The organism is Pseudomonas sp. AFG_SD02_1510_Pfu_092 (assembly GCF_003331055.1).
Lineage (GTDB): Bacteria > Pseudomonadota > Gammaproteobacteria > Pseudomonadales > Pseudomonadaceae > Aquipseudomonas.
Genome location: NZ_PUQD01000001.1, coordinates 228,160 through 247,125 on the forward strand (window position 1 = coordinate 228,160; position 18,966 = coordinate 247,125).

Genomic DNA, 18,966 nt, shown 5'->3' on the forward strand with positions numbered 1-18,966 from the left:
TACTGGCAAAAGGATACCGCCGATCTACCGCTAGCGTGTAGCACTGCCCGGTTTTTTCGGCCCATGCCGACGCCAGCGCAACAGCCCTGCCGCCAGGATCAGCCCCAACAGCAAGGCCGCCAGCCCGTAGAGCTCATCATAGCCAAGCAATGGCTTCTCGATGCGCAGGTAACCCTGTTCCTTGAGCAACTGCTTGAGCGCCCCGTTGGCCTGGGCCAGGCTGACCTGGCGCAGCTTGCGCACCGGGTTGGCAAAACGCCCGTCGCTGTAATCGTTGAGTGCACCCCAATAGTAGTCGGCCAAGGCGCTGTTGCCCTGGGTGCTCCAGCTTTCCTTGGCAACGCTGGCGTACTTGATACGTTCGAAGGTGTCCGGGTCGAGGCCTTCCTTGCGCAGGTGGTCGAACAGCGCTTGCATCACCTCGACCGCCTGATCGATGTCTTCGCGCTCGAGGTCGGCGTTGAGGCTGAGCAGGCCGGTGTCGCCAAAGCTTTCGCGTTGCACCGAAGGCCCGTAGGACAGCCCGTTGCGCAGGCGCAGCTGGTCGTACAGCGCCCAGTCCAGATAGTGTGAAAGCAGGTCGAGGGTGGCCTGGTGGTCGTTGTCGAGCACGGGCTCGACGAACAGCCAGTGCAGTTTGACACTATCGCCCAGCCAGCCGCGGGTCAGGTCGCGACGCTGCTCGGCAGGCTGGCTGATACTGGCCAGGTTGCGCCGTTCTTCCGGTTCCGTGGCGGGCAATTCACCGAAGGTGCGCTCCAGATAGGCCGGCAACAGGCGGTCGAGCCCGCCGACCGCGATCAGGGTCATGTTGTTGGCCGCGTACCATTTGTCACGCAAGGTTTGCACCTGCTCCAGCGTCATGTCGTCGAGGTTGGAGCGCTCGGGGCACTTCAGGCCCAGTTCGGTGGCCAGCTGGTCGCTGGCGGGGTGGCCGATGTCCTGGCGGTCCAGCCAGCGCTGCAGGTGGCCATAGTGGCCGCCATCCTCGCGCTCGATGATGCGCTTGGCGGTGGCCAGGGCTTTGGCATCGATGGGGGTATCGCGGATCACTGCCAGCAACAGGTCGAGGATCTTGCGCTGGTTGCGCGCCGGCGCTTCGATGACGAAGGTGGTGTCGGCACTGCTGGTGTAGGCATTCCACTCGCCGCCCAGCGATTGCAGGCGCTCCTCGAGGCCGCCCTCGCCGGTTTCGTCGATACCGCTGAACAGCAGGTGTTCAAGCAGGTGCGGCAGTTCTTTCTGCTCGCAATCGAAGTCATCCAGGCCGACGCCGACCACCAGGCGAATGGCCACATGGTCACGCTCATAGCCGTTTTTCAGGATGACCTGCAGACCATTGGGCAACAGGTAACCTTCAACCCGCGAGCGGTCGAGGGCGAATGAGGGCAGGCTGCAGATCAGCAGGCAAACGAACATCAGGCAACGCATGGGCGAGCTTGGGTCCTCAGATAGGCTAAATCACGGCAGACGGGCTTCGTCCGGCACGCTGTCGAGCATCAGCCCGCCGGTGTCCGAGCCGCCCAGTACCACATAGGCACTGCTACAGAACAAAGAGTTCAACCGTTTCATGTCGGCGATCAGCTCCAAGTGTAGCGAACTGGTCTCGATACTTTGCACCACCTTGCGCTGCAGGCGGCTGACATGGGCGTGGGCAAGGCGCCGTTCCTGGGCGCGGAAGCGGCGTTTTTCCCGCAGTAGCAAGCGCGCGCTTTGCGGGTCGGCACTGAGAAACACCGACAGGCCAAGGCGCAGGTTGGCCAGCAGCTGCTCCTGCAGGCCGGTCAGCTCGTCCAGGCCCACCTGGGAAAACTCCCGGCGCTGGCTGGTCTTTTGCTGCTGGACCTTGCGCAGCATGCGCTCGATCAGGTCGCAGGCCAGCTTCAGGTTGATCGCCAGTTCGATGATTTCTGCCCAGCGGCGGTTGTCCTGTTCGCTGAGGTCTTCGCGCGTCATCTGCGCCAGGTACAGCTTGATCGCGCTATACAGGGCTTCGGCGTCCTCGCCCAAGGCGCGCACCTGCTGCGGCAGGGCGGCCTGGGTGCCGCGCAGGGCTGCGAGCATGGCTTCGAGCAAACTGTCGACGATATCGCCCAGGCGCAAGGTCTCGCGCGATGCGTTGGCCAGCGCCAGGCTGGGGGTTTCCAGCGCCGAGGTGTCGAGGTGGCGTGGGCGTATCTGGCCGTTGCCGTTTTCCCGTTCGGGCAACAGCGTGTTGCATAGCCGGCCCATCGGTTTGACCGTGGGCAGCATGATCAGGCAACGCAGCGTGTTGTAAAGCAGGTGGAAGCCGATGACCAGTTCCTGGGCGCTGAAGCTCAGCGAGTCCATCCAGCCCACCAGCGGGTGCAATACCGGGATGATCAGCAACAGGCCGATCAGCTTGTACAGCAGGCTGCCCAGGGCCACCCGACGCCCGGCGGCGTTCTGCATGCTGGTGCTGATGAAAGCCAGCAGCCCGCTGCCGATATTGGCGCCAACCACCAGGCCGATGGCCACCGGCAGGCTGATCACTTCGGCCCCGGCCAGTGTCGCGGTGAGCAGTACGGCGGCCAGGCTGGAATAGGAAATCATGGCGAACAACGCACCGACCAGGGCGTCGAGCAGGATGTCGCCGGTCAGCGAAGCAAACAGCACTTTCACGCCTTGGGCGTGGGTGATCGGCGTAGCTGCCTGCACGATCAGCTCAAGTGCCAGGATGATCAGGCCAAGCCCGATGCCTACCCTGCCCAGCTGACCGGCCCGCGTCTGTTTGCGCGAAAGGAAGAAGATCACACCGAGGAAGATCAGCAGCGGCGATAGCCAGGACAGGTCCAGGGTCAGTACCCGGGCCATCAGCGCCGTACCCACATCGGCGCCGAGCATGATCGCCAGTGCCGGGGTCATGGCCATCAGGCCCTGGCCGACGAACGAAGTGACCAGCATGGCGGTGGCGTTGCTGCTTTGCACCATGGCCGTGACCAGAATGCCGGCGACGAACGCCAACGGCCGCTTGTTCATGTTCTGGCCGATGATACGCCGCAGGCTCGAGCCGAATACGCGGAGGATGCCGGTACGTACGATGTGGGTGCCCCAGACCAGAAGCGTAACGGCCGAGAGCAGGTTGAGCAGGGTCAGCATGGTGACGGCCCCCTGTTGCAGTGGCCCCAGCGGACCAAGAGACGAAGCGTGAGCGTTCGAAGAATTTTCAGTGCTCACTCAAAGCTTTAGTTGTTTTGCGCAGCTGTCGCCAGCTTCGCATGGCTGCCATTTATTTGAAACACATCGGAAATGAATGATTTCTGTGCTGGCCTTTTCGCGGGTAAACCCGCTCCCACAGGATCACTACAGCCTCAGGAGCTGCGGGAAGCGGGTTTACCCGCGAAGAGGCAGGCACAGTAAAAGCTGCATTCCAGTCATTCAAAAATGAAAAAGGGCCCTGCGAAGGGCCCTTGGTGTCCTGCACTTCCTGATCTTATTGACCCGGAATATCCTTGCGCAGTTTCACCGGCTCATGCTCTTTGCCTTCCTTGCGGGCCAGCGCCGTGCGCATGCGGATGTTGATGGCTTCCACCGCCAGCGAGAACGCCATGGCGAAGTAGACGTAGCCCTTCGGCACATGCACATCGAAGGATTCGGCGATCAGCACGGTACCGACCACGATCAGGAACGACAGCGCAAGCATCTTCAGCGACGGGTGCTTGTCGATGAAATTGCTGATGGCGCCGGCGCACAGCATCATCACCAGCACGGCCACGACGATGGCGGCGATCATCACCGGCACGTGGGAAACCATGCCCACCGCGGTGATCACCGAATCCAGCGAGAACACGATGTCGATGATGGCGATCTGGATGATGGTGTAGAAGAACTTGCCCCCGGCACCTTTCGGCTCATCGGCGTTTTCGTCCTCGCCTTCCAGGCCGTGGTAGATCTCCTGCGAGCTTTTCCACAACAGGAACAGGCCACCGAAGAACAGGATCAGGTCACGCCCGGAGATGCCCTGGCCGAGCACCACGAACAGGTCGGCGGTCAGGCGCATGACCCATGTGATCGACAGCAACAGCATGATACGGGTGACCATGGCCAGGGCTAGGCCGAAGATCCGGGTGCGCGGCTGCATGTGCTTGGGCATGCGGCTGACCAGAATCGAGATCATGATGATGTTGTCGATACCGAGAACGATCTCAAGCGCAGTGAGGGTAAAAAAGGCAACCCAGATTTCCGGGCTGGTCAGCCATTCCATGTGTTTTCCTTCGAACGGTAAAGGCGACGCGCCCTGGGTTGGGCGCGTCGCGTTGTTAACACGCGTAAATTAAAGACTACTGAACAGCGGGAAAATGCCCATCAGCAGTGCGGCGAGCATTATGCACAGGCACACCAGCACTGCCCACTTCAAGGTGAAGCGCTGATGATCGCCGAACTCGATGCCGGCCAGGGCCACCAGCAGGTAGGTGGAGGGTACCAAGGGGCTGAGCAGGTGTATCGGCTGCCCGACGATCGACGCCCGGGCCATTTCCACCGGGCTGATGCCGTAGTGGCTGGCAGCCTCGGCCAGCACCGGCAGGACCCCGTAGTAGAAGGCGTCGTTGGACATGAAGAAGGTGAACGGCATGCTCACGATCGCGGTGATCACCGCCAGGTACGGGCCCAGCGCCTCGGGGATGACCGCCAGCAGGCTCTTGGACATGGCGTCGACCATGCCGGTGCCCGACAGGATGCCGGTGAAGATGCCGGCGGCGAAGATCAGCCCCGTTACCGCCAGCACGCTGCCGGCGTGGGCGGCGATGCGGTCCTTCTGCTGTTGCAGGCATGGGTAGTTGACGATCATGGCGATGCTGAAGGCGATCATGAACAGCACCGGCAGCGGCAGAACCCCGGCAATCAGCGCGGCCATCAAGGCAGCGGTCAGGGCGCCGTTGAAGTACAGCAGCTTTGGCCGGCGGGCGTCCGGGTACTGCGAAACAGTGATTTCGCTGTGGTCGATGTCGTCGGTCGGCAGGTGCAGCTCGCCCAGGCGGGCACGCTCGCGCTTGCCGTACAGATAGGCGATGGCCAGGATCGCCAGCACGCCGAACAGCATGGCCGGGATCATCGGCACGAAGATGTCCGACGGGTCCACATGCAGGGCGCTGGCGGCGCGGGCGGTCGGGCCGCCCCAAGGGGTCATGTTCATCACCCCGCCGGCGAGGATGATCAGGCCGGCCATGATCCGCGGGCTCATGCCCAGGCGGCTGTACATCGGCAGCATGGCCGCGCAGCAGATCATGTAGGTGGTGGCGCCGTCACCGTCGAGCGAAACCACCAGGGCCAGTACTGCGGTGCCGACGGAGACTTTCAGCGGGTCGCCCTTGACCAGCTTGAGGATCTTGCGCACGGCCGGGTCGAACAGGCCGGAGTCGATCATCAGGGCGAAGTAGAGGATGGCGAACATCAGCATCACGCCGGTAGGCGCGAGCTTGCTGATGCCCTCGAGCATCATCGGGCCGATCTTGGCGGAAAAACCGCCGAACAGGGCGAACAGGATCGGTACCAGGATCAGCGCGATCAAGGCCGACAGGCGCTTGGTCATGATCAGGTACATGAAGGTGATGACCATGGCAAAGCCGAGGAAGGTCAGCATGGCAATACTCCAGGCGTGGCGCGGCGAAAGGAAAGTCGATTCGGGCGGATCAGCGCGTTTGGCGCTGCGCGGGGAGCATGCGGAGTGGGGTTACGAAAAGGCGGGCACAGGAATACATCAGAATCACCATTGTTGTTGTTGATTGGGCCGGGCGCGGTGGTAACCGGGTGCCCTGGCTGACCGGTCTTGTGCCGGTAGTGGGGGCTATCCTATGAGGGCAAGCTTTCAGCCAGCTTTCGCCGAAGCAAAGGCGACGAGAGGTAGGTGATGCAGGATGTGACCGAAGGCGGCTGCCATTGCGGCGCCTTGCGTTATCAACTGGTGGGCGACCTTGGCGACGTTGCGCACTGCCATTGTTCGATCTGCCGGCGGGTCAGCGGCGGGCTGGTGGTGACCTGGCTCACCCTGCCGCGCGCTGGGTTTCGCTGGCTGGCGGGCGAGCCGCGCTGCTATGTGGCGCCGAGCAGTTGCAGCCGGTACTTCTGCGGGCATTGTGGGGCGCATGTGGCGCTGGTGACCACGCACAGCCCCGACACAGTGGATGTGACAGTGGCGACGCTGGACCACCCGGAGCAGGTGCGGGCCGACCGGCATATCTGGGTAGGCAGCCGGTTGCCCTGGTTGCATCTGGATGAGGATTTGCCAGAAGAGGATGGGGAAAGCCTGTAGGGGACTGTTGGCGCTGCTGGCCCTATCGCCGGCAAGCCAGCTCCCACAGGATCACCACAGGCTTGAAGGTGGGGGGATACCTGTGGGAGCTGGCTTGCTGGCGATAGGGCCGGTGCAGCCAGCATCACAACTGCAGACCACCGGCAGCCTTGTGCAGCGCACGCAAATGCTCGCCGATCTGCTTCACATTGGCCTCGACGGCAGCGATTTCCCTGGCCCGCGAGGGTTCCAGCAGCGCCCTCACCTCTTTGTCCAGGCTGGTGCTCAAGCGCAACAGTTGCGCCTGGCGCTCACTGCTCACCTGCTCCAGGTGCTTGCGCTCCTGCGGCTGCGGCAGCCCGTAGCCCTTGGCATCGAGCAACTCGGCCGGGCGGCTGAGGAAACCGCTGTTGGCGAGCATCTGCCTGAGCGTGGCATCGGCCTTGCTGACGCTGCCATCGTTCAGGGCGGCGGCGTTCAGGTAGCGCTGCTTGACTTCATCCTGGGCCAGCAACAGTTGCCGGCGCAAGCTGGCCTGCTCCAGCAGCAGCAAGGCAGCGCTGGTGCGCAGGTCGGCCTGGGCGAACCAGCCGCGCCGCTGCTCGGCGTCCAGCGCCAGCCAGTCTTCGACCTTGTCCTGCTTGATCGGCAGCTGTTTCCTTAACACTTCGAACATGGCCTGGTAGCGGTCGCGGTAGGAGTCGAAGCGATAACCGAGGCGCAGCGCCTCCTTTGGGTCGTCGAGCACGCTGGTATCAGCCAGCCCCCTGCCCTTGAGCACTGCCAGCAGCCCATTGGGCATGATGCTGTCGAGGTCGTTCAGGTGCGGGTTGGCGGTACCGCTGCGCAGCAGTTTCAACGATTCCACTGCGCAGTTGTTGGACAGGAACCAGTAATTGCCATCGTAACTCCAGTGCATTTCCACGGCCTGGCGCACCAGGTTCTCGATTTCCTCGCGGCTGAGCCGCAAGGGCACCGAGGCCAGGCTGCGCAGCTCGGTCTTGGTGTATTCGTCGATTACCTGGCCCAGTGGCAGTACGAACAGCCTCGACGGGTAAGCACCGACCAGGCCGTCCCAGCTGGAAAGCTGAACGTCGTTGACGAAGGCGCGGTAGGACAGCACCAGGCTCTGGTCTAGGTCCAGCCGGCAATCCGGCCCGCGTGGGCGGCCCGGCTTGCAGATCACCAGGCGCAGCATGCTGTGGCCCCAGCGGCTGACCAGGTTCTGGTTGGCTTCGGCCAACAGGTAATCCACTTCATAGACCCGCTCGGGGTCGATTTCGCCGAGCGGCTGGCGGGCGAAGTCGCTGCCAGCATTGATGAATGGCAGGCCGTTGGCGCATCTGTCCTGCTGCGGCGCCCAGCCGAAGTGCTCACGCAGATACTGGTTCAGCGCCGGGCGGCGGCAACCGTAGCTTGGGTCCAGGAGGAAATACTCCATGTTGACCGCGATGTACTCCTTCGGGCTGCTGAGTTCATAGCTGTCGGGGCTGCGCACGAACTGGCGGTTGTGCTGCTCGCGCTCGCCGCGCCGGCCCACGTACTGTGGCCAGCCGGCCAGGTCGAGCAGGCGCGGGTCGTCGCTGAGGGTGAAGCGACGCTCGGCCTGGCCACGGCATGCCTCCGGGAGCCCCACCTTGCCCAACGTGCCTTGCTGGCGCTTGCAGCGGGCAATCAATGCGTTTTCGGCGCTCGGCCAAAGCCGGGCGCGGTCGTAAATATGGGTAAGCTCGTGCAGCACGGTGGCAAGCAGTTCTTCACGTACCGTGCCATGCGGGCGCTGGGTGCGCTCGGTAGCGGCGCTGCCATCGGTGAGGCTGGGCAGCAGCCGGCGGTTGAGCTCGAGGGTGGACACCAGCGATGCCTGGCCATAGGCGTCGGCCGGCATGCTGTCGCTCCAGCTGACCCGTACGCGGCGGTTCAGCTGTTGCTTGAAGCGGGGGGGCAGCTTGCCCAGGGCCTCGTCAAGCAAGGCCTGGGTAGCTTGGGCCTGTTGCCCGTCAAGGCCGGATGCCTGCAGTTCGAGCTGCAGGTCGGCCAAGGCAGGCGTGCCGAGCAGCGTCAGGGCGCAGCCGAGCAGCCAGGCGCGCACGCGGTTCACAGTGCGAGGATGGCTTCGGCCAGTACCTGATCGCTGGCGTCGCGCGCTTGCGGTACGCGCTCGCGCAGGGTGGTGAACGCTGCCTCGAGCTGGGCGCCGCGGATGTCACCGTTACTGGCGACGAAACTGGCGGCGTCATCGTGGGCTTCGCGGACCACTTTGGAATCACGGATCGAAGTGGTGGTGTCAGAGGTGAAATCGATCGAACGGCCAAAGGCCCGCACGATGATGTTGCTGGTGGCCACCAGGGTCTGTGCCTGGGCCAGGTCGGCCAGTAGCAGCATGCCGAGGGTAGCGGCAATCAGCGGTTTACGCATGGAGCATCTCCGAAAAATACAGGGAGTCGGGTGTAGTTATTGGACGAGAATTGCCTGCGCCAGTTCCAGGTCGCCGACGCTATGCCGTGCGCAAGTGTGGCGTAATGATTCCAGCGCTGCTTCCAGCCGCGCACCGCGGATCTGCCCGTCGCTGGCGACGAAGGCAGCGGCGTCGTCGCGGGCCTGGCGGACCAGTTTGCGGTCGAACGGTGCGCTGGTGACCTGGCTGGTGACATAGCCGGTGATGACCAGGCCTTGGGTGGTGGTATCCATGGCATGGGCGCTGGCCATGCCAACAACGGCAAACAGTAACGGCAACAGATAACGCATGGGCTCTACGACAGCTGGAAACATGGACGGCAAACGTCGGCACCGCTGTGCTGGTGGTGACCAGCACAGCTGAACGGTTCAGCGGCGGTCAGATCGCCAGGATGGCCTGGGCCAGTTGCGCATCGCTGGCTTGCAGGGCTGGCATCTGCGCGCGGATGTGCCGCAAAGCGCTTTCCAGCTTGGCGCCGCGGATATCGCCCTGGCTACCAACGAAGCTGGCGGCGTCGTCACGGGCGGCCTGGACGATCTTGTCATCACGGAACGAAGAGGAAATGTCAGAGGTGGCATCAGTGGACGCGGCCACCGCGCCAACGACCGCGTCAGTGGTGACAACGAAGCTGGTGGCGTTTGCGGTGCCGGCCAGGCTCAGCATCAAGGCGGCGCCGATCAGGTATTTACGAGACATGATGGTGGACTCTTGGACTAGGGTCGGGTGGTTCTGCTTTATCGGACGCTCGCACAGCTCGTCGCGGTACTTTTCAACAGCGGTTCTACCAGACTGTTAAGCCAAGCGTATCACGCGCCGGTGTTTCTGGATGTTAATGAACAGTGCGCCGCGCAACTGTTATGGTAGCTTTTAGATAATGTTAAAACTGTACCTGTTGCTCGGCCAACCCCTCTGCCATGCGGCATCCAAACAAAAAACCCGTCGCAGTTACCTGCGACGGGTTTCGGAAATTCGCGGTGCCGGCCGAAGCCGGCAAGCCGGAGCTTAGCGCCAGAATGGCTTGCTCAGCTCTTCGTAACGCTGCGACTCGCTGATACCGGCGTCGGCCAGCAGGCGGGCATCCAGGCGAGCCAGTTGACGGCGGCTGGCCATGCGGCGCTGCCACAGCAGCAGGGTAGACAGGGCGCGCAGCGGCAGCGAAGTGTTGGACTGCTGGGCGTTGCTTTCGAAAACCAGACCGGAACTGAGGGTACGTTCCATGATGCTTCATCCTTCCGCTTATGGCGGGATTAGGTAGTGATTTAACTGATGCCAATGATCCTCCTCTGTCGTCCATAACAGTAGATACAGTTCAGTGGAAAGACGATGGCTCAGTTAACTGTGTAACCCTACTGTTGCACTCGAAATAGGCGAAACTGTACCGGTCCGCACCTATTTGGTGCAATTTGGCTTTGGTGCAAGGTTTGGCCAAGCGTGAGGATGTGAAATAACCGGTACAGTAGTACAATTTTTTCGCCGTAAACTGCGAGGTATCGGGATAGCAGGGTTTGACTGTTAGGGCCCTTTCGCGGGCTTGCCCGCTCCCACAGGTTTTGTGCAGTTCTCAAGGTCTACGTAGGGGGAGCGGGACGCCGCGAAGAGGCCGGAACGGCGGAAGCAGGGCCGCCGTTCCGTGTCGCCGCTGGATCAGCCAGCCAGCATGCGACCGGTTTCTTCCAGGTTCTCGTGCCAGCTCAGGGCTTCACGCAGGATGTGCGGGGTGTGGCCGCCACGCTGGCAGGCGCGATCGAAGTAGTCGTTCAGCGCCGCGCGGTAGTCCGGGTGCACGCAGTTGTCGATGATCGCCCGCGCCCGCTCGCGCGGCGCCAGGCCACGCAGGTCGGCCAGGCCTTGCTCGGTGACCAGGATGTCCACATCGTGCTCGGTGTGGTCGACATGGCTGACCATCGGCACCACGCTGGAAATCGCGCCACCTTTGGCGATCGACTTGGTGACGAACACCGCCAGGTGAGCGTTGCGGGCAAAGTCACCTGAGCCGCCGATGCCGTTCATCATCCGGGTGCCGCAGACATGGGTGGAGTTGACGTTGCCGTAGATGTCGAACTCCAGCGCGGTATTGATACCGATGATGCCCAGGCGACGCACTACTTCCGGGTGGTTGGAAATTTCCTGCGGGCGCAGCACCAGCTTGTCCTTGTAACGCTCCAGGTTGCCGAACACGTCGGCGTTGCGACGGGTCGACAAGGTGATCGAGCTGCCCGAAGCAAAGCTCAGCTTGCCGGCGTCGATCAAGTCGAAGGTGGAGTCCTGCAGGACTTCGGAATACATGGTCAGGTCTTCGAACGGCGACTCGATCAGGCCGCACATCACCGCATTGGCGATGCTGCCGATACCGGCCTGCAGCGGGCCGAGCCTGTTGGTCATGCGGCCAGCTTCGACTTCTTTCTTGAGGAAGTTGATCAGGTGGTCGGCGATGCCCTGGGTTTCGTCATCTGGCGGCAGCACGGTGGACGGCGAGTCTGGCTGGTCGCTGATGACGATGCCGACGATCTTGGCTGGGTCGATCGGGATGGCGGTACTGCCGATACGGTCGTCGACCTTGACCAGCGGGATTGGCGTGCGGGTCGGGCGGTAGGTCGGGATATAGATGTCGTGCAGGCCTTCGAGGTTGGTGTTGTGCGAGAGGTTGATCTCGACAATCACCTGCTTGGCGAAGATCGCGAAGCTGGCCGAGTTGCCCACCGAGGTGGTTGGCACGATGTGGCCTTGCTCGGTGATGGCCACGGCTTCGATGACCGCGATGTCCGGCAGCTTCAGCTGCTGGTTGCGCAGTTGCTCGACGGTTTCCGACAGGTGCTGGTCGATGAACATCACCTGGCCGTCGTTGATGGCCTTGCGCAGGGTACTGTCGACCTGGAACGGCATGCGGCGCGCCAGCACACCGGCCTCGGTCAGTTGCTTGTCCAGGTCGTTGCCCAGGCTGGCACCGGTCATCAGGCTGATTTTCAGCGGCGATTGCTTGGCACGTTCGGCCAGTGCATGTGGTACGGCCTTGGCTTCGCCGGCGCGGGTGAAACCGCTCATGCCAACGGTCATGCCGTCCTCGATCAGACCAGCGGCATCAGCCGCACTCATTACCTTGCTGTGCAGGGAGGACAAGCGGATACGATCACGGTACATGGATTGTTATCTCGGGCTACTGAAACTACTGCAGCGCAGTCTAGAGACTTCACCCGTTGCCGTCCCGCGACCATGGTCGTATGAGAAGCCTTGGAATAGAGCCGTTGATCCGGATCAATAAAAGAAAAGCCCCGGCAGATTCTGACCGGGGCTTCCTTTATATCTGCTTGTTTATAGCGACGGCCGTCATTCCACTGCTTTGACCATGTCTTCGATGACCTTCTTGGCGTCGCCGAACACCATCATGGTCTTGTCCAGGTAGAACAGTTCGTTGTCCAGGCCGGCATAGCCGCTGGCCATGGAGCGCTTGTTGACGATGATGGTCTTGGCCTTGAACGCTTCGAGAATCGGCATGCCGGCGATTGGCGACTTGGGGTCGTTCTTCGCGGCCGGGTTGACCACATCGTTGGCACCCAGTACCAGTACCACATCGGCCTGGCCGAACTCGGCGTTGATGTCCTCCATCTCGAACACCTGGTCGTAAGGCACCTCGGCCTCGGCCAGCAGCACGTTCATGTGCCCGGGCATGCGCCCCGCCACCGGGTGGATCGCGTACTTCACGGTCACGCCGTTGTGGGTCAGCTTCTCGGTCAGTTCCTTCAACGCGTGCTGGGCGCGAGCCACCGCCAGGCCATAGCCCGGGACGATGATGACGCTATCAGCGTTGCTGAGCAGGAAGGTCGCGTCGTCGGCCGAGCCGGATTTAACCGGGCGCTGCTCTTTCGAGCCTTGCGCCGCGCCGGCATCCGTATCGCCACCGAAGCCACCGAGGATGACGTTGAAGAACGAACGGTTCATCGCCTTGCACATGATGTACGAGAGAATGGCGCCGGACGAGCCGACCAGCGAGCCCGCAATGATCAGCATCGAGTTGTTCAGCGAGAAACCGATACCGGCCGCAGCCCAGCCCGAGTAGCTGTTGAGCATCGACACCACCACCGGCATGTCGGCGCCGCCGATCGGAATAATGATCAGCACGCCCATGATGAAGGCCAGGACCAGCATCAGGGTGAAGGCACTGTAGTGGCCAGTGAAGGTGAACAGCAGGCCCAGGGCGATGGTGGTCAGGCCGAGGATTAGGTTCAGCTTGTGCTGACCGGCGAACTGTACCGGTGCGCCCTGGAACAGGCGGAACTTGTACTTGCCCGACAGCTTGCCGAAGGCGATCACCGAACCGGAGAAGGTGATGGCACCGATGGCCGCACCGAGGAACAGCTCCAGGCGGTTGCCGGTGGGGATCGGGTCGCTCATGGCGGCCACGATGCCCATCGATTGCGGTTCGAGGACTGCGGCAATGGCGATGAACACCGCAGCCAGGCCGATCATGCTGTGCATGAAGGCGACCAGCTCCGGCATCTTGGTCATCTCGACGCGCTTGGCCATGATCGAGCCGGCGCTGCCACCGACCAGCAGGCCGACAATCACATAGCCGATGCCGGCGGTAGCCAGCTCAGCTCCGAGCTTGTAGATGAGGCCGACCGTGGTGAGGATCGCGAGCCCCATGCCGATCATGCCGAACAGGTTGCCGCGCCGCGAAGTGGTCGGGTGCGACAGGCCCTTGAGCGCCTGGATGAAGCACACCGAGGCGACGAGGTAGAGGAGCGTTACCAGATTCATGCTCATGCTTACTTCTGCGCCTCGTTCTTGGTTTTCTTCTTGAACATCTCAAGCATGCGGCGGGTGACCAGGAAGCCACCGAACACGTTGACCGCGGCCAGCGCCACCGCCAGGGTGCCCATCACCTTGCCGGCCGGGGTCACGGTCAGGGCCGCAGCCAGCATGGCGCCGACGATGACGATGGCGGAGATGGCGTTGGTTACAGCCATCAGTGGCGTGTGCAGCGCCGGGGTGACGTTCCACACCACGTGGTAGCCCACATAGATGGCCAGCACGAAGATGATCAGGTTGTAGATGCCATGGGAAATCAGCATGTCTTCCATTGTCGTGCTCCTTAGCCGTTCTTGCGGACGACCTGGCCATCACGGCACATCAGGCAGGCCGCGACGATGTCGTCTTCGAGGTTGATGACCAGCGCGCCGTCCTTGTCGAACAGCAGCTTCATGAAGTCCAGCAGGTTGCGTGCGTACAGTGCCGAGGCATCGGCGCCTACCTGGGCCGGCAGGTTGGTCGGGCCGACGATGATCACCCCGTTCTCCTGCACCACCTGGTCGGCGACGGTCAGCGGGCAGTTGCCGCCCTGGGCTGCCGCAAGGTCGATGACCACCGAGCCGGGCTTCATCTGCGCGACGGTTTCGGCGCTGAGCAAAGTCGGTGCCTTGCGCCCTGGGATCAGCGCAGTGGTGATGACGATATCCGCCTGTTTGGCGCGCTCGTGCACGGCCTGGGCCTGGCGTTGCATCCAGCTGGCCGGCATCGGCCGGGCGTAACCGCCCACGCCTTCGGCGCATTCGCGTTCTTCATCGGTTTCGTAGGGCACATCGATGAACTTGGCGCCCAGCGACTCGATCTGCTCCTTCACGGCCGGGCGTACGTCGGACGCCTCGATCACTGCGCCCAGGCGTTTGGCCGTGGCAATGGCCTGCAGGCCGGCAACCCCTGCGCCCAGAATCAGCACGCGTGCGGCTTTCACCGTACCGGCAGCGGTCATCAGCATGGGCATGAAGCGTGGGTAGTGATGGGCAGCCAGCAACACCGCCTTGTAACCGGCGATGTTGGCTTGCGACGACAGCACATCCAGGCTTTGAGCCCGCGAGGTGCGCGGCGCGGCTTCGAGGGCGAACGCGGTAATGCCGCGCTCGGCCATCTTGCCGATCAGCTCGCTGTTGAAGGGGTTGAGCATGCCGACCAGGAGGCTGCCACTGTTGATCAGGGCCAGTTCCTGGTCGTTGGGGGCGACCACTTTGAGCACCAATTGGGCGCCATAGGCATCGGCTGCGCTTCCCAGGGAAGCGCCCACGGCCTCGTAGGCACTGTCCGGAATGCTGGCGTTCAGCCCTGCCCCCCGTTGGACGGTGACCTGATGGCCCTGGCCAATCAGTTTCTTGATCGTTTCCGGGGTCGCAGCGACCCTTGTCTCACCGGTCTGCGTCTCGAGAGGAACACCAATGTGCACGACTATTTCTCCTGCGGTGACCTTTTGTCTTTGTAAAAGCCAGCACACTTCGGATGGTGTGCTGGGGCGGCTGTGGAGCGCCGACCCGCCGAATCCCGAGCGGGCGAAGCATTTTGCAGACGAAGCCAGGGGCCTTCAACCCGTTCTGGAGCGAAACGAAGTCAAAACTACAAGTCACCCTGTGACCGTATGTCGCAACGGGCAGGCTGCGACCTGTCAAACACAGGGTATTCGCAGATCAGAAGAAAAAAACAAATTTTTTTCGCTCAGTTCGTCCATGGTTTTGTGAATGTCGCAAAATAGCCCGCAAAGCCGCGCCGTAAGCAGGGTGGAGGCGGATTTTATCTTTGCATAACAGTTTGCATAGATGCGACAAATACATATATCTGTAGGTGTTTAAAATAATTGACTACGAAGTCAGTTTCTTCGCTTGATCAGACTCTCGAGGTGTATGCCTGGGCCTGGCTCACCAGCCAGTCACGGAAGGCGCGCAGTGAAGCCGATTCGACCTTGCGCTCCGGAATCATCAGATAGTAGGCCTTGTCACTGCTCAGGGCATGCCTGTTAGCGACCACCAACCTACCCTCCTCCAACTCCCGCTGGATCAGGAACGGCGGAATCAGCGCGATGCCCATTTCATGCATGGCCGCTTGGGCGAGCATCGAGAATAGTTCATAGCGCGGGCCTGTCATGTCGCGCTCGACAGCCATGCCGCCGCTGCCAAACCACTGCCGCCAGGCATAGGGGCGCGTGCTTTGTTGCAGCAATGGCAGCTGTGCAATGCGCTGTGCGTCGAGCAGGCTCTGCCCGCCGAGCAGCGTCGGGCTGCACACAGGTACCGGGTTCTCCCCCATCAGCCGGTGCGACTGGGTACCCGACCAGTCGGCATCGCCGAAGTAGATGGCTGCGTCGAAGGCCGTGTCGGCAAACAGGAATGGCCGTGTGCGGTTGGTGAGGTTGACCGTGACTTCCGGGTGTCGCTGCTGGAAGTCCTTGAGCCGTGGCAGCAGCCACTGGGTGCCAAAGGTGGGCACTACCGCCAGCTCGATCACGTTGGCGCCCTGCTGGCGCATCACCGACAAGGTATCGCGCTCTACCGCGTCCAGTTGCGCGGCCACCTGGCGGCTGTAGGACAGGCCGGCTTCGGTCAGCTTCACGCCACGGCGCGAGCGGCGGAACAGTTCCACATTAAGGAAGGCCTCCAGGCCAGCGATCTGCCGACAGACGGCACCTTGGGTCAGGGCGAGTTCCTGGGCGGCCTTGGTAAAGCTTTCGTGGCGCGCCGCCGCCTCGAAGCAGACCAGGGCGGCAGTACTGGGAATCTTGCGGCGCATGTACGTCAACCTCACTCGTAAGGCTATCTATATGGCGTTTTAGTGGTTTACGGAGTGAGAAATTATCACTTAGTGGTGCGCAATACTCGTTTGTCCCGACGGCCGATCAGGCCTAGGCTCAAAGGCACTAGAAACAGCCCCTTATTTCGAGGATTCGCTCATGGCCGGTAAAGCAAGCTTCAACTGGATCGACCCGCTGCTGCTCGATCAGCAGCTCACTGAAGAAGAGCGCATGGTGCGTGACAGCGCTTATCAGTTCGCCCAGGACAAGCTGGCTCCGCGGGTGCTCGAGGCCTTCCGTCATGAGCAGACCGACCCTGCGATCTTCCGCGAAATGGGTGAGGTCGGGTTGCTGGGCGCCACCATCCCCGAGCAATACGGCGGCAGTGGCCTGAACTACGTGTGCTACGGGCTGATTGCTCGCGAGGTGGAGCGTATCGACTCGGGTTATCGCTCGATGATGAGCGTGCAGTCGTCGCTGGTGATGGTGCCTATCAATGAATTCGGTACCGAAGCTCAAAAGCAGAAGTACCTGCCCAAGCTGGCCAGTGGCGAGTGGATCGGGTGCTTCGGCCTGACCGAGCCTAACCATGGCTCCGACCCGGGCTCGATGATTACCCGTGCCCGCAAGGTCGACGGCGGCTACCGTCTGACCGGCAGCAAGATGTGGATCACCAACAGCCCGATCGCCGATGTATTCGTGGTATGGGCCAAGGATGATGCCGGTGATATCCGCGGCTTCGTTCTGGAAAAGGGCTGGGAAGGCCTCAGCGCACCGGCGATTCATGGCAAGGTCGGCCTGCGCGCGTCGATCACCGGTGAAATCGTCATGGACAACGTGTTCGTGCCGGAAGAAAACATTTTCCCCGATGTGCGCGGCCTCAAAGGCCCGTTCACCTGCCTGAATTCGGCTCGCTATGGCATTTCCTGGGGGGCGCTGGGTGCCGCCGAAGCCTGCTGGCATACCGCGCGCCAGTACACCCTGGACCGTCAGCAGTTCGGTCGCCCGCTGGCGGCCAACCAGTTGATCCAGAAGAAGCTGGCCGATATGCAGACCGAGATCACCCTGGCGCTGCAGGGCTGCCTGCGCCTGGGGCGGATGAAGGACGAGGGCACGGCTGCGGTGGAGATCACTTCGATCATGAAGCGCAACTCCTGCGGCAAGGCGTTGGACATTGCCCGCATGGCGCGTGACATGCTGGGCGGCAATGGTATCTCCGACGAGTTCGGCGTGGCCCGTCATCTGGTCAACCTGGAGGTGGTCAATACCTATGAAGGTACTCACGATGTGCATGCCCTGATCCTGGGGCGTGCGCAGACCGGTATCCAGGCCTTCTATTAATAAGGAGCCAGCCCATGGGCGCGTTATCACATCTGCGGGTGCTGGACCTTTCGCGCGTGCTGGCCGGCCCATGGTCGGGCCAGATCCTCGCTGACCTTGGTGCTGACGTGATCAAGGTCGAGCGCCCTGGCAGTGGTGACGACACCCGCTCGTGGGGGCCGCCGTTCCTCAGGGATGCCGAGGGCGAAAACACCAGCGAGGCAGCCTATTACCTGTCCGCCAACCGCAACAAGCGCTCGGTGACCATCGACTTCACGCAGGCCGAAGGCCAGCGCCTGGTGCGAGAGCTGGCGGCGAGGTCCGATATCGTCATCGAGAACTTCAAGGTGGGCGGGCTGGCTGCCTATGGCCTCGACTACCAGAGCCTGAAAGCGCTGAACCCACGGCTTATCTATTGCTCCATCACCGGCTTCGGCCAGACCGGGCCTTATGCCAAGCGCGCGGGTTATGACTTCATGATCCAAGGGTTGGGCGGGCTGATGAGCCTGACCGGTCGCCCGGAGGGTGAAGAAGGTGCGGGCCCGGTCAAGGTGGGGGTGGCGTTGACCGACATCCTTACCGGCCTGTATTCCACGGTAGCGATTCTGGCTGCCCTTGCTCATCGGGATCAGACCGGGGTCGGCCAGCATGTCGACATGGCGTTGCTCGATGTTCAGGTGGCTTGCCTGGCAAACCAGGCGATGAATTACCTCACCACGGGCAACCCACCTCGCCGCCTGGGTAATGCGCATCCCAATATCGTGCCTTATCAGGATTTTCCCACGGCAGATGGCGATTTCATTCTTACGGTGGGTAACGACAGCCAGTTCCGCAAGTTCGCTGAGGTGGCCGGGCAGCCACAGTGGGCGGACGATCCGCGCTTCGTGACCAACAAGCTGCGGGTGGCCAACCGGGCCGAGCTGATCCCGTTGATCCGCCAGGCGACGGTGTTCAAGACCACGGCCGAGTGGGTGACTCAGCTGGAAGCCGCTGGGGTGCCGTGCGGGCCTATCAATGACTTGGCGCAGATGTTCCAGGACCCGCAGGTGTTGGCGCGTGGATTGGCGGTGAGCATTCCGCATCCGCTGGCCGGGAGCGTGCCGCAGGTGGCCAGCCCGATTCGGTTGTCGGAGACACCGGTGGAGTACCGTCGCGCGCCGCCGCTGCTGGGTGAGCACACCGAGGCGGTGCTGGAGGATGTGTTGGGGCTGGATGCCGACGAGGTGCAACGGCTACGTCATGCTGGCGTGCTTTGAAGGCGTGCGGTTTCGATGAAAAGCGGGGAGGCCCTCCGGGCTCCCCGCCTTGTTTTTTAGCGATATTAAGGTTTGTTTAAAATAAAGATTTAAGGGGGTTAGAATAGCCGTATTATTGGCCCCCCATCCACGGGCA

At 62.2% G+C, this 18,966-nt stretch carries 17 protein-coding genes; 3 read left to right on the forward strand and 14 right to left on the reverse strand.

Annotation, left to right across the window (positions count from 1 at the left end; translation table 11 throughout):
- Positions 1–30 precede the first annotated feature (30 nt).
- The 4 genes from C6A77_RS01145 to C6A77_RS01160 form a co-directional block, all read right to left on the reverse strand.
- A complete protein-coding gene (locus tag C6A77_RS01145; protein WP_114167667.1) occupies positions 31–1,431 on the reverse strand; it encodes a pitrilysin family protein in 1,401 nt (466 codons plus the stop codon).
- 30 nt (positions 1,432–1,461) lie between these two features.
- A complete protein-coding gene (locus C6A77_RS01150; RefSeq protein ID WP_114167668.1) occupies positions 1,462–3,120 on the reverse strand; it encodes a Na/Pi cotransporter family protein in 1,659 nt (552 codons plus the stop codon).
- A gap of 334 nt (positions 3,121–3,454) precedes the next feature.
- The gene (locus C6A77_RS01155) at positions 3,455–4,225 is read right to left on the reverse strand and encodes a TerC family protein (RefSeq protein ID WP_114167669.1); all 771 of its coding nucleotides are present in this window, start codon (positions 4,223–4,225) and stop codon (positions 3,455–3,457) included.
- A 69-nt stretch (positions 4,226–4,294) separates the two neighbouring features.
- Positions 4,295–5,602 (reverse strand): CitMHS family transporter, encoded by a 1,308-nt coding sequence (locus tag C6A77_RS01160; RefSeq protein WP_114167670.1) that lies wholly within the window; start codon positions 5,600–5,602, stop codon positions 4,295–4,297.
- A gap of 267 nt (positions 5,603–5,869) precedes the next feature.
- On the opposite strand from C6A77_RS01160, the gene C6A77_RS01165 reads away from it, so the two are divergent.
- Complete coding sequence (locus C6A77_RS01165) at positions 5,870–6,271, forward strand: GFA family protein (protein WP_114167671.1); 402 nt, start codon at positions 5,870–5,872, stop codon at positions 6,269–6,271.
- A 124-nt stretch (positions 6,272–6,395) separates the two neighbouring features.
- On the opposite strand, the gene C6A77_RS01170 is transcribed toward C6A77_RS01165, so the two are convergent.
- The 10 genes from C6A77_RS01170 to C6A77_RS01215 form a co-directional block, all read right to left on the reverse strand.
- On the reverse strand, positions 6,396–8,351 hold the full coding sequence (locus C6A77_RS01170) for a DUF4105 domain-containing protein (protein ID WP_114167672.1): 1,956 nt from the start codon (positions 8,349–8,351) through the stop codon (positions 6,396–6,398).
- Positions 8,348–8,668: a DUF2388 domain-containing protein gene (locus C6A77_RS01175; protein WP_114167673.1), complete on the reverse strand. Its 321-nt coding sequence runs from the start codon at positions 8,666–8,668 to the stop codon at positions 8,348–8,350. Before C6A77_RS01175 ends, C6A77_RS01170 begins: the two co-directional genes overlap by 4 nt.
- Positions 8,669–8,704: 36 nt before the next feature.
- Positions 8,705–8,998 carry a DUF2388 domain-containing protein gene (locus tag C6A77_RS01180; RefSeq protein ID WP_114167674.1) on the reverse strand — a complete coding sequence of 98 codons (294 nt, stop codon included), beginning with the start codon at positions 8,996–8,998 and terminating at the stop codon, positions 8,705–8,707.
- 88 nt (positions 8,999–9,086) lie between these two features.
- Complete coding sequence (locus tag C6A77_RS01185) at positions 9,087–9,404, reverse strand: DUF2388 domain-containing protein (RefSeq protein WP_114167675.1); 318 nt, start codon at positions 9,402–9,404, stop codon at positions 9,087–9,089.
- 306 nt (positions 9,405–9,710) lie between these two features.
- Positions 9,711–9,926 (reverse strand): DUF1127 domain-containing protein, encoded by a 216-nt coding sequence (locus C6A77_RS01190; RefSeq protein WP_112251752.1) that lies wholly within the window; start codon positions 9,924–9,926, stop codon positions 9,711–9,713.
- Positions 9,927–10,352: 426 nt separating this feature from the next.
- Positions 10,353–11,846: an acetyl-CoA hydrolase/transferase family protein gene (locus C6A77_RS01195; RefSeq protein WP_114167676.1), complete on the reverse strand. Its 1,494-nt coding sequence runs from the start codon at positions 11,844–11,846 to the stop codon at positions 10,353–10,355.
- Between the two features lie 186 nt (positions 11,847–12,032).
- Positions 12,033–13,469 (reverse strand): NAD(P)(+) transhydrogenase (Re/Si-specific) subunit beta, encoded by a 1,437-nt coding sequence (locus tag C6A77_RS01200; RefSeq protein WP_114167677.1) that lies wholly within the window; start codon positions 13,467–13,469, stop codon positions 12,033–12,035.
- Between the two features lie 2 nt (positions 13,470–13,471).
- Positions 13,472–13,786 carry an NAD(P) transhydrogenase subunit alpha gene (locus C6A77_RS01205; RefSeq protein ID WP_008097413.1) on the reverse strand — a complete coding sequence of 105 codons (315 nt, stop codon included), beginning with the start codon at positions 13,784–13,786 and terminating at the stop codon, positions 13,472–13,474.
- 11 nt (positions 13,787–13,797) lie between these two features.
- Positions 13,798–14,919, reverse strand: a complete 1,122-nt coding sequence (locus C6A77_RS01210; protein ID WP_015268506.1) for a Re/Si-specific NAD(P)(+) transhydrogenase subunit alpha — start codon at positions 14,917–14,919, stop codon at positions 13,798–13,800.
- 434 nt (positions 14,920–15,353) lie between these two features.
- The gene (locus C6A77_RS01215) at positions 15,354–16,253 is read right to left on the reverse strand and encodes a LysR family transcriptional regulator (RefSeq protein WP_114167678.1); all 900 of its coding nucleotides are present in this window, start codon (positions 16,251–16,253) and stop codon (positions 15,354–15,356) included.
- Between the two features lie 160 nt (positions 16,254–16,413).
- Here C6A77_RS01215 and C6A77_RS01220 point away from each other — a divergent pair, with 160 nt between their 5' ends.
- Both C6A77_RS01220 and C6A77_RS01225 read left to right on the forward strand, forming a co-directional pair.
- Positions 16,414–17,595 carry an acyl-CoA dehydrogenase gene (locus C6A77_RS01220; protein ID WP_016712875.1) on the forward strand — a complete coding sequence of 394 codons (1,182 nt, stop codon included), beginning with the start codon at positions 16,414–16,416 and terminating at the stop codon, positions 17,593–17,595.
- A gap of 14 nt (positions 17,596–17,609) precedes the next feature.
- Entirely contained in the window at positions 17,610–18,830 is a 1,221-nt protein-coding gene (locus C6A77_RS01225) for a CaiB/BaiF CoA-transferase family protein (protein ID WP_114167679.1), read from the forward strand.
- The last annotated feature ends 136 nt before the right edge of the window (positions 18,831–18,966 follow it).